The organism is Limnofasciculus baicalensis BBK-W-15, from assembly GCF_024178385.1.
Lineage (GTDB): Bacteria > Cyanobacteriota > Cyanobacteriia > Cyanobacteriales > Coleofasciculaceae > Limnofasciculus > Limnofasciculus baicalensis.
In genome coordinates, this window is record NZ_JAMZMM010000194.1 from 1 (window position 1) to 11596 (window position 11596).

Genomic DNA, 11596 nt, shown 5'->3' on the forward strand with positions numbered 1-11596 from the left:
CCCCTTATGTTGCGATTTATAAATTTTATGCTACAGACTCTTGACTTTTGTCTAAAGGCTTGCGTTGTTAAAGCCATAAAGAGAAGTTGATTAGGTAGAATCAGTAAAATTTTAATTTTTGTTAACTGATTCTAAAGAGTTGGTAACTAACGACATATCATCTAACAACAGAAGCTAATCCCTAAATGAATGATTCATTCAGAACGGGGATGTTTGTTTCCCAGGGAAAGTGGCGCTATTGGCGGTGCTTTCCTCTCTTTAGTAAAATCCAACTTCCCTTTGGGTATTTCTAGTTCCTTGTCTAGAGAGGAGATTCCTCATGGTAGCTCGCCCTCCTGAGCGGGAGGCAAAAGCCAAGGTAGTAGTCGATAAAGACCCGGTTCCCACTTCCTTTGAGAAGTGGTCTAAGCCAGGTCATTTTGACCGTACCTTAGCTAAAGGTCCCAAAACCACAACTTGGATTTGGAACCTTCACGCCAACGCTCACGATTTTGATAGTCATACAAGTGACCTCGAAGATGTTTCGCGCAAGATCTTCAGTGCGCACTTCGGTCACCTAGCAGTTGTTTTTGTCTGGTTGAGCGGCATGTATTTTCATGGCGCTAAGTTTTCCAACTACGAAGCTTGGTTAAGCGATCCGCTCAACATCAAACCTAGCGCTCAAGTTGTTTGGCCTGTTGTCGGTCAAGGAATTTTGAACGCGGATGTCGGTGGAGGATTCCACGGCATCCAAATCACATCTGGGTTCTTCCAGATTTGGCGTGCTTCTGGTATTACTAATTCCTACCAGCTCTACTGCACAGCAATCGGTGGTCTAGTAATGGCTGGCCTAATGCTGTTCGCTGGTTGGTTCCACTACCATAAGAAAGCTCCAAAGCTGGAATGGTTCCAAAACGTGGAATCGATGATGAACCACCACTTAGCCGGGTTGCTTGGTTGCGGCTCTCTAGGTTGGGCAGGTCACCAGATCCATGTTTCTCTGCCTATCAACCAGCTATTGGATGCAGGCGTGGCACCGAAGGACATTCCTTTGCCCCACGAGTTCCTGTTTGACAAAGCTTGGATGGCGGAACTATATCCCAGTTTTGCCCAAGGTTTAACACCATTCTTTACATTGAATTGGGGTGTCTATTCAGACTTCCTGACATTCAAAGGTGGTTTGAACCCAGTAACGGGCGGATTGTGGTTGTCCGATACAGCGCACCATCACTTAGCGATCGCAGTACTGTTTATCGTTGCTGGTCACTTCTATCGGACAAACTGGGGAATTGGTCATAGCTTTAAAGAAGTTCTGGAAGCTCATAAAGGTCCCTTTACTGGCGAAGGCCACAAGGGAATGTATGAAATCTTCACGAATTCCTGGCACTGCCAGTTGTCTTGGAACTTAGCAATGCTTGGTTCTCTGACAATTATCGTGGCTCACCACATGTACGCGATGCCTCCGTATCCGTACCTAGCCACAGATTACGGCACACAGCTATCCATCTTCACCCATCACATGTGGATTGGGGCATTCTGTATCGTGGGAGCTGCTGCTCACGCAGCAATCTTCATGGTGCGGGACTATATCCCATCACAACACCAAAACAACCTCCTGGATCGGGTACTCCGTCACCGGGATGCCATTATCTCTCACCTGAACTGGGTGTGCATATTCCTAGGCTTCCATAGCTTCGGTCTGTACGTTCACAACGACACGATGCGGGCTTGGGGTCGGACACAGGATATGTTCTCCGATACGGCAATTCAACTACAACCCGTATTCGCCCAGTGGTTACAAAATATCCATGCCTTAGCACCTGGCGGAACTGCTCCCCATGCGCTGGCTCCAGCTAGCTATGCCTTTGGCGGCGATGTCATCGCTGTGGGCGGTAAAGTGGCAATGATGCCAATCGCTCTGGGTACGGCGGACTTTATGGTTCACCATATTCATGCCTTTACCATCCACGTTACAGTTCTCATTCTCCTCAAGGGCGTTTTATATGCCCGTAGTTCTCGTTTAGTTCCAGACAAAGCCCAGCTCGGCTTCCGCTTCCCTTGCGATGGTCCGGGTCGCGGTGGTACTTGCCAGGTATCGGCTTGGGACCATGTGTTCCTAGGTCTGTTCTGGATGTACAACTCCATCTCAATTGTGATTTTCCACTTCTCGTGGAAGATGCAATCAGATGTTTGGGGATCGGTATTACCAGATGGCTCGGTATACCACCTCACTGGTGGCAACTTTGCTACTAGCGCCATCACCATTAACGGTTGGTTGCGCGACTTCCTGTGGGCGCAAGCTTCTCAGGTAATTAACTCCTACGGAACTGCTCTGTCTGCTTATGGCATTCTGTTCCTAGGCGCTCACTTCATTTGGGCTTTCAGCCTAATGTTCTTGTTCAGTGGTCGCGGCTACTGGCAGGAATTGATCGAATCGATTGTTTGGGCACACAACAAATTAAAAGTTGGTCCAGCAATTCAACCCCGCGCTCTGAGCATCGTTCAGGGTCGCGCTGTGGGGGTAGCTCACTACCTCCTAGGAGGAATCGTTACCACATGGTCGTTCTTCCTGGCACGAATCCTATCAGTAGGATGACGGCTGTTTGAACTGATAGCGAATCTATTAAGTAAGACATAATCAATGTGTCTTACCTCCCCTAGACCCAAGTAAACCTGGAACTTCGGTTCCAGGGGGTCACAGGAAAAATGAGCAGCTCTATCAAGCATTAGTCTCAAAAGTCAGCGAGTAGGATTTCCTAAGAAAGATGGCAACAAAATTTCCAAAATTTAGCCAGGACCTCGCTCAAGATCCCACAACACGTCGGATCTGGTATGGAATTGCCACGGCTCACGACTTTGAAAGCCACGATGGCATGACAGAGGAAAATCTATATCAAAAGATTTTTGCCTCTCACTTCGGTCATCTAGCAATCATTTTCTTATGGGTTTCCGGCAACCTCTTCCATGTGGCCTGGCAAGGTAACTTTGAAGAGTGGATCAAAGATCCCCTAAGCGTCCGTCCTATCGCCCATGCGATTTGGGACCCCCAATTCGGTCAAGGGGCAGTTGATGCCTTTACCCAAGCAGGAGCTACTAGCCCTGTTGATATTGCCTACTCCGGTGTTTATCACTGGTGGTACACCATCGGGATGCGGACAAACGGTGACCTTTACCAAGGTTCTGTGTTCCTGCTAATCCTGTCAGCGATCTTACTGTTCGCTGGTTGGTTGCACTTACAACCCAAGTTCCGCCCTAGTCTTGCTTGGTTCAAGAATGCTGAATCTCGCCTAAACCACCACCTAGCTGGTTTGTTTGGTGTCAGCTCTTTGGCTTGGACTGGACACCTAGTTCACGTTGCGATCCCCGAATCTCGCGGACAGCACGTAGGCTGGGATAACTTCCTGTCCGTTATGCCCCACCCAGCAGGCTTGGCTCCCTTCTTCACAGGGAACTGGGGTGTATATGCAGAAAATCCCGATACGGCTGGACAAATATTCGGCACCTCTGAAGGCGCAGGCACAGCAATTCTCACGTTCTTGGGTGGTTTCCATCCTCAAACTGAGTCCCTGTGGCTGACTGACATGGCTCACCACCATTTGGCGATCGCTGTGCTGTTCATCGTTGCTGGTCACATGTACAAGACCAACTTCGGTATTGGTCACAGCATGAAGACCATCATGGATGCTCACAGACCTCCTAGTGGTAAGTTGGGTGATGGTCACAAGGGAATGTATGACACTTACAACAATTCCCTTCACTTCCAATTAGGCTGGCACTTGGCATGTTTGGGTGTAGTCACCTCTCTGGTGGCTCAACACATGTACTCTCTGCCTCCTTACGCTTTTATTGCCAAGGATTACACCACCATGGCAGCACTCTATACCCATCACCAGTACATTGCTGGATTCCTGATGGTTGGTGCTTTTGCTCATGGTGCAATATTCCTAGTACGGGATTACGATCCTGTCAGCAATAAGAACAACGTGTTGGCACGGGTTCTGGATCACAAGGAAGCTATCATCTCTCACTTGAGCTGGGTATCCTTGTTCCTGGGCTTCCACACATTAGGTATATACGTCCACAACGACGTAGTAGTTGCCTTCGGCACTCCTGAAAAGCAGATTCTAATCGAGCCTGTTTTTGCGCAGTGGATTCAAGGCGCTCACGGTAAGCTCCTCTATGGATTTGATACTTTACTATCTAATCCTGACAGTATTGCTTACACTGCCTTCCCCAACCACGGCAACGTCTGGTTATCGGGTTGGCTAGATGCCATTAACAGTGGCACTAACTCTCTGTTCCTAACTATAGGACCTGGCGATTTCTTGGTTCACCATGCGATCGCACTTGGTCTCCACACCACCACTTTGATTCTGGTCAAGGGTGCGTTGGATGCACGGGGTTCCAAGCTGATGCCGGATAAGAAAGACTTCGGCTATGCTTTCCCTTGCGATGGTCCTGGCCGTGGCGGTACATGCGATATCTCTGCTTGGGATTCCTTCTACCTCTCCATGTTCTGGATGCTGAACACCATTGGTTGGGTAACCTTCTACTGGCATTGGAAGCATCTCTGTGTCTGGCAAGGTAACGTGGCTCAGTTCAATGAAAGTTCTACTTACATCATGGGCTGGCTCCGCGATTACCTCTGGCTGAATTCTTCTCAGTTGATTAACGGTTACAACGCCTACGGAACTAATAACCTGTCTATCTGGGCTTGGATATTCCTACTCGGACACCTAGCTTGGGCAACTGGTTTCATGTTCCTGATTAGCTGGCGCGGTTACTGGCAAGAGTTAATCGAAACTCTGGTTTGGGCACACGAGCGCACTCCTCTAGCGAGCTTGGTTCGCTGGAAGGATAAGCCAGTGGCTCTGTCCATTGTTCAGGCTCGCGTGGTTGGTTTAACCCACTTCACAATTGGTTACTTCGTTACCTATGCGGCCTTCTTGATTGCCTCTACTGCTGGTAAGTTCGGCTAAGGTTAGTTGAATCCTAGTTTTGTTAGGTAATTTAAAAATATCCTCTGCCTTCGGGTGGGGGATTTTTTTTTGAGACTTGGTGGGATATTTCAATTTTGTATAATGGGGGTAGTATTGAATCCTTTCGTGTAGTATTTTTTTAACACATGGGGGTAGTATTGAATCCTTTCGTGTAGTATTTTTTTAACACAGAGGTACGCAGAGGTTTTCACAGAGGTACACAGAGGGAAGGGAGGAAGATATTGGTAAGGATTTATAGTCATGCTTCAGAAATATAGGACAAAATCATGACATCAAAACTTTATGATATAGATTTTTATGCTTGGACTTTGGAGCAATCACAGCTTTTGCAAGAGGGTAAGTGGCAATCATTGGATATTACAAATTTGGTGGAGGAAATCGAGTCGTTGGGTAAGCAACAAAGGCAAGAATTAAGAAATAGACTTGGTATTTTGATTGGACATCTCTTGAAGTGGGAGTATCAGTCTGAAATGCAGAGCAAAAGCTGGAAGGCAACAATTCGTGAACAGCGCAAAGAAGTATTGAGATTATTAAAAGAAAACCCTAGTTTGAAGTCTTATCTGGGAGAAGCGATTACTGATGCTTATGAGTCAGGGCTGGCTCTTGTTGTGAGAGAAACTCCATTGGATTATCCGCAGCTTCCTTTAGAATGCCCCTACTCTACTGCACAAATTCTCGATCCGGCTTTTCCTGAAGGGTTATAATAGACAGATGTAACAGATCTGGCTTTGGTAAGGAGTAATCATTTATAATGCTTGTGTTTTTTATCCACGGAGTTGCAACCAAAAATGCTGGTTATTCAAAAGAATTAGAGACTTTAGTTAAAGATGAATTTATTAAAAAAAATCACCCATTTCCTTTGCTCATAACTACTACTGGAATAGTCGTGGTGCAGCTCGCTTAATTGCGGCTAACCTTCTCGGTGACTACAGCACTATAGACTCTAAAACAATAGACACAGAATAGGCATAGCCGCAATCGCAGCTATTAGCCTAATATACATCGCAAATTAACATGAATAGAAGATACAAGAGCTACTGTATTCATCCCTGCTACTAGAAGCATCCTTGTTTACTCTACCTATTGCAAGTCAATTATGGATGAAGAACTCAATCTGATTCAATCTGAAAAAATGGATAGTGCTTCTGGCATAATCAATAACAAATTTAACTCTATATTCAGTTCAGATAATTAAGATGTGCGATCGATATTCACAAGACAAACGGAAGCTAGAACCAGGTACATTATGGAATAGCACCATTCAGCAAACTGAACACGCCATCAACTGCGGCGCACTTCTATCAATACCTACAGAATATGAATTTGTCGAACAAGACGGGATTCGTTTCCTGGTGCGAATTCTCACCAGCCTACAACGTAAAGACGAAGCAAAGAAACAACAAGATAAAAAAACTACTACCTCTGGCAAAGAATTCAATCCATTTCTGCCATACGAAGAAGATTTATTTGTAGCTGATATTTCCGATACACATCTATGTTTGCTGAATAAATTTAATGTTATCGACCATCATCTCCTGATAGTTACTCGTGCCTTTGAAGAACAGGAAAGCTTCCTCACAGGACAAGATTTTGAGGCGATGTGGGCATGTTTAGCAGAAATTGATGGCTTGGTATTCTACAATAGTGGAAAAATGGCAGGTGCAAGTCAGCGACACAAGCATTTACAATTAGTGCCATTACCACTAGCGCCTGATGGAGCGAAAATTCCCATTCAACCTGCGATCGCATCTGCTAAATTTGAAGATGGTATTGGCAAAATATCACAGTTTCCCTTTAATCACGCGATCGCCAAACTAAACCCTACTTGGGCAGAATCTCCCACCGACGCGGCTGAAGCCACAATGGAATATTATCACAGCCTACTCCTCCATGTCGGATTAATTGGGAATGACTCAATTAATTATGGGCAGGATTCCCGTCCATACAATCTGCTGGCTACAAGAGAGTGGATGATGATTGTACCGCGATCGCAAGAAGATTTCCAGTCCATCCCCGTTAATGCCTTGGGTTTTGCAGGTGCGATGCTGGTGCGGAATGAGGCACAGATGAAATTGTTGAAAGATTTAGGTCCGATGAGTATTTTAAAGCATGTGGCGCGAAGGGCTTGGGCAACGGATGGGTAACGGATGTAACGGATGAGGTGTACTTCATAAACTTGCAATCTGCTGTAATAGGTGACAGCAGAATTGACACTCCCCGGTATGGCAGGGCTGACACCTGGAGATTACAGTGGTACGTTTTCTGAAGATGCCAAGTTAAGTAAATTTGAACCATACCTGGCAGAAATTATTCCAGTATTAAATTTACCCATCTCTAAATGATTCTCCGATCCCCTTGACATTTGACTTCTGTGGGGTTATTATAGTAGAGTGGGAATCTGTGGGTTCCTGGAAGGTGTGTTTCCATCGCGAAAATAATCTCACTTGTCGGTTTTTCCAGAAAGCACTGCGCTTTTAATATATAGTTCTTTTTGATCGGGATTTGGGTTTTAACGCTCATAGCGCAAAGGTTAGCGCAAAGGTTTGTGTGTGTTATTTGGGATGGGGAAGGGGCGATCGCAATTTACGCGATACGCTAATATCTCTATTTAAGATGGAACTATTGGTTTTTGCGATATCGCATCAGGACTGGTTTTGATCGCATATTACTGATTTTCCCGATAATATCCGCTATATCCGCTACCCCATCCGTTGCCAAATTTTCCACCACACCTCTTGACAGTTGACATTTTCACAGCTAAACTAAAAGAATGGGAAACTGTGCGCCCTAAAAAATACCTTTGAATAACCTAAATAACCTCAACGATTATTTTTCCGAGCCGCCCCTACATAACAGCAATAACAATCGGATTAATCAAAAAACCTCAAACCTGCCCTGCTACCATAACTTAAGCCCAAAATTGGTGTGCGTTAAGCTTAACCTACCCGACTAAAATTAAAAAAGACGCGATCGCATGGCAAGAGTCTTAACGATAACCGAAGCAATCAAAACCCTTGGGCAGATTGAGGCAAAGCTGGGTATCCGTCTCTCAGAAGATTCCTCTTTTTTCACCGAATGGCTGGGGACATTGCCTGAATTATCGGGTGGCGATCGCGATAGACTAGATCGGGTGCGCCACAATTACCTGTATCAGAGTGGAGATGGTATCCTCTTGGAAGAAACCATTAAAATGGTTATATTATCTCCATTACTGGAATTGGCGGGATTTTACCAAGCACCCTACAAGTTTCGGGCGGAAGTGAGTGTGGAAGTAGAGGCAATAGGAGATGGGGATGAGGTATTGCGAGGCAGAATTGATGCGCTAGTCGTGCAAAATCGGCTGTGGGTGGTATTGATTGAGGCGAAGAAAGCGACGTTTGATTTGGAATTAGCGCTACCGCAAACCTTGGCTTATATGGCTGGAAATCCTGAACTAGAGAAACCTCTGTTTGGATTGATTACTAATGGTAGCAGTTACTTGTTTGTGAAGCTTTTGGGTAAGGAGTATGGCGTTTCTGATTTATTCGGCACTCGTTCTCAACATCGGAATAACTTGTGTGAGGTTTTGAAGATTTTGAGGCATTTGGGCAGTTTAGTGGCAGCGTAATCTTTTTTTTGTTTCCGCCACTCACCAAAACCCCATCCGTTACATCCGTTACCCCATCCGTTGCCCAAGCCTCTTGACATTTGACTGTCGCTAAGTTATTATGGGATAGTGGGAATCTGTGGGTTCCTGTAAAGTGAGTTTTTAACCCCAGAATAAACTCGGCTATCATTTTATTCTTCCCTTTACTACCGAAGTTTATTTTTATCGATCCGCACAAGGCGACAAAAGAGTGAAAAGTTAAGAAGTGTAAAGTGTAAGAGGACAAAAGAGCAAAGCGCTACTTAGTCCTCGGCACACCGCAGACAATACGGAATCCGATGCCGTTGTACAACCTCTCGTCCCAATTGTACCTATTGCGATTCTAACTGCGACAGTACCTCGGATAGTTATACCACGAACCACCGCGCAGGAGCCGGATATTTATATTATTTTTATCTATCCACGGACTTCCATCATTAGGAGCGTTCGTGTAATTGCCTCGCCACGTATCGGCACACCACTCCCAAATATTCCCGTGCATATCGTATAGCCCGAAAGAATTAGCTAAACCAGAGCTACCTACTTCAGTAGTTGATTTTCGATAAATTCCTTTTGGCTCTTTACCATAGACATAATTACCGTTGTAATTAGCTAAATCGGTAGTAATGGTTTCGCCGAAGTGAAAGGGTGTGGTCGTACCCGCTCGACAGGCATATTCCCATTCCGACTCGCTAGGTAGTCGATAATTCCGTCCTGTAGACTTACTCAGTCTAGCACAAAATTCTTCTGAATCATACCATGAAATTTGTTCTACTGGCAAATTATCTCCTTTAAAGTGGGATGGATTGGGTTCTAATGAGCGATTTACTTGAGGTAAACCCGCCACAACTCGCCACTGTGCTTGGGTTACGGGGTATTTGCCCATGAAGAAGGGTGGTACTGTTACTTTATGTTGGGGACTTTCATAGTTAAGATGTCCTTCTTCTGATTCCGGTGAACCCATCATAAATGTACCACCGGGGATAGAAACCATTTCCAAGGTGACACCATTACCGAGATTTTCGGGAAAATACTCAGCTTTACTGGTAGTGCGGTTTGTTTCTTTTCCCTCTCTATCTACTGTAATTACATCAAATTGAAATATCTGTAAGGAATCTCTGGGAAAAGTCGATATTTGGGTGTAGGGGTGAAGCATTGGCGCGACTAAATCATTCGGAGAATCAGGATTTTTATCAGCCAATGCTTCACCCTTCTCTGATTTTGGCGACAATTCCCCTGATGGAGATACTGGCTTTTGGCTGGAAGTTTGGGATCTAGAGCCTGATGGATTGGTTATAATTGGCGACGAAGTGGTTTCTCTTGAGTATATTTTGCGGATAATTCGTTTATAACCTTTCAAAGCCTCTGGGTTAGCAGGAGATACAGCTAAAACCCGAATCCATAACTGTTCTGCTAATTCTAGCTCATCTTCAACTTCAGCCGTGAGTGCATCTTTTATCAGAGTGGCAATATCATTTCCAGTTGCTTGTCGCGGTAATAAAATAAGATGGAGTTTCGTCGCAGGTTCCGCTATCGCATAAGGAGTTTGGCGCAGTTTCCCGTAATAACGATTAATTTCCGGCACTCGATACTGTAAATGCTGATATAATCGCTCCACCGTAGCACAATTACCCTCACCCTGAATCCGCAAAGCTTCCAAGAGGGAATGGGTAAAAGCGCCTTGGGCTAACTCCTTAATTTCCCAAGATACTTCCTTCGGACTACAAGCAGAAATAGTAATTATGCCTGTATGCCTTTCCTCGCCAATCCCCAAGCCATCCCGACTACCTTCATTACGACAAGCATCTAATAATAATATGACATTATCGGCACCCGATCGCCGCAATCGTTCGGAAACATAACTAACGGAAATGGCAGTATGTTCGATATCCCCTGGATCGACATCAAAGGGCATGAGATAATCTCTCTCATTATGACGCTGACCGTGACCTGCAAAGAAAAACCAGAGATTATCTCCTGCTTCCAGTAAAGGTTGCTCAAAGTTACTCCGCAGAAACCGCCTGAGATTAGCAAAACTAGGTTGACTGGGAATCGCACCTGCGATTTTAGGCGAATCTTCAGTAAAGAGGAATACCTTATCAAAACCTACCTCTTCCAGGAAAAAATCCCGCATCGACTCCGCATCGCGTTTGGCATAGCGGAGCGATCGCAAATTATTATACTCGTTAATGCCGATTGCGATCGCCCAATTTTTAGCCATATCCTACCTTAACTCCTCAAACCAGCCGTGGAATAAATTCCACGGCTAACAGTGAAAGTCCATTGAAATGGACAAAAAAAATATATATATTATGCAGTCGTCTAAAGACGACTTTAGCTGTGAGACAGTGGTTTTAACCACTGGCGGATGATGGCAACTGGTGCAAAATATGAGTTTAGGGATTTTGTCCAGAATCTTTGCGCTTGAATCTCAGGAGAATCCCGCCTTCCTCGGCTAACTTACCGCCGCCGATACCTAAAAGACTGACTTGCCCTTCTCCATTAATCTTAACTGACAGTTCTACTTCATCCAAGACCATCCCCGATTGGCGATTTTCGGCTTCGGTGAATAAATCTTCCACCACTTGGAGGAAATCAGTCATTTCCTTTTTTAACTGATTAAAGGGAATTGGTACTCTTTTGTTTTTGGATGTGGGAGGGGTTTTGGATTTAAGTGTTGTGCCGATATCTTTAGTGCCATCTCTTGCGCCATCGGGGGTTTCGTCGGTGATAATCCAGAGGGTGTTGGTGTCTGTCATGGGGTTGAGGGTGTTGATGTGGTTTTTTTTTTGAAACGCAGAGGTACGGAGAGGGGGGGGGGGGGGGGGCGCGGGGGGGGGATGGGGCTTTTTTTTAGACACCGGTGTGCCTGTTAGACGACTGTCGCTTCTCCCGCTATTCCCCTTGTGACGATCTGGGGGGTGCGCCTTGCTTATAAAAAAAAATACAGATGTTCTAGCAGGACACGCTCGTGACCGCGATACAACACTCT

8 protein-coding genes are annotated in these 11596 nt (G+C 45.4%); 6 read left to right on the top strand and 2 right to left on the bottom strand.

The genetic code is table 11. The features are described 5' to 3' along the window. Positions 1 to 319: 319 nt before the first annotated feature. The 6 genes from psaA (at position 320) to NJ959_RS18095 (ending at position 8586) form a co-directional block, all read left to right on the top strand. Entirely contained in the window at positions 320 to 2575 is a 2256-nt protein-coding gene (psaA, locus tag NJ959_RS18070) for a photosystem I core protein PsaA (protein ID WP_254013135.1), read from the top strand. 169 nt (positions 2576 to 2744) lie between these two features. Then, positions 2745 to 4958, top strand: a complete 2214-nt coding sequence (gene psaB / locus NJ959_RS18075; protein WP_254013136.1) for a photosystem I core protein PsaB — start codon at positions 2745 to 2747, stop codon at positions 4956 to 4958. Positions 4959 to 5245: 287 nt separating this feature from the next. Further along, positions 5246 to 5683, top strand: coding sequence for a DUF29 domain-containing protein (locus NJ959_RS18080; protein ID WP_254013137.1), 438 nt, complete (start codon positions 5246 to 5248; stop codon positions 5681 to 5683). A gap of 492 nt (positions 5684 to 6175) precedes the next feature. Beyond that, on the top strand, positions 6176 to 7123 hold the full coding sequence (locus tag NJ959_RS18085; RefSeq protein WP_254013138.1) for an ATP adenylyltransferase family protein: 948 nt from the start codon (positions 6176 to 6178) through the stop codon (positions 7121 to 7123). A gap of 51 nt (positions 7124 to 7174) precedes the next feature. Then, a complete protein-coding gene (locus tag NJ959_RS18090) occupies positions 7175 to 7321 on the top strand; it encodes a hypothetical protein (RefSeq protein ID WP_254013139.1) in 147 nt (48 codons plus the stop codon). 632 nt (positions 7322 to 7953) lie between these two features. After that, positions 7954 to 8586: a type I restriction endonuclease gene (locus NJ959_RS18095; RefSeq protein ID WP_254013140.1), complete on the top strand. Its 633-nt coding sequence runs from the start codon at positions 7954 to 7956 to the stop codon at positions 8584 to 8586. 361 nt (positions 8587 to 8947) lie between these two features. Here the strand turns inward: NJ959_RS18095 and NJ959_RS30455 are convergent, their stop codons facing one another. Further along, a complete protein-coding gene (locus tag NJ959_RS30455) occupies positions 8948 to 10825 on the bottom strand; it encodes an SUMF1/EgtB/PvdO family nonheme iron enzyme (RefSeq protein WP_309242658.1) in 1878 nt (625 codons plus the stop codon). Between the two features lie 175 nt (positions 10826 to 11000). Further along, on the bottom strand, positions 11001 to 11363 hold the full coding sequence (locus NJ959_RS18110; RefSeq protein WP_254013141.1) for a Pepco domain-containing protein: 363 nt from the start codon (positions 11361 to 11363) through the stop codon (positions 11001 to 11003). Positions 11364 to 11596 lie beyond the last annotated feature (233 nt).

Coding starts and splice junctions, on each gene's coding strand:
- psaA (WP_254013135.1), top strand. CDS start 320: ATGGTAGCTCGCCCTCCTGAGCGGGAGGCAAAAGCCAAGGTAGTAGTC.
- NJ959_RS30455 (WP_309242658.1), bottom strand. CDS start 10,825: ATGGCTAAAAATTGGGCGATCGCAATCGGCATTAACGAGTATAATAAT.
- psaB (WP_254013136.1), top strand. CDS start 2,745: ATGGCAACAAAATTTCCAAAATTTAGCCAGGACCTCGCTCAAGATCCC.
- NJ959_RS18080 (WP_254013137.1), top strand. CDS start 5,246: ATGACATCAAAACTTTATGATATAGATTTTTATGCTTGGACTTTGGAG.
- NJ959_RS18085 (WP_254013138.1), top strand. CDS start 6,176: ATGTGCGATCGATATTCACAAGACAAACGGAAGCTAGAACCAGGTACA.
- NJ959_RS18110 (WP_254013141.1), bottom strand. CDS start 11,363: ATGACAGACACCAACACCCTCTGGATTATCACCGACGAAACCCCCGAT.
- NJ959_RS18095 (WP_254013140.1), top strand. CDS start 7,954: ATGGCAAGAGTCTTAACGATAACCGAAGCAATCAAAACCCTTGGGCAG.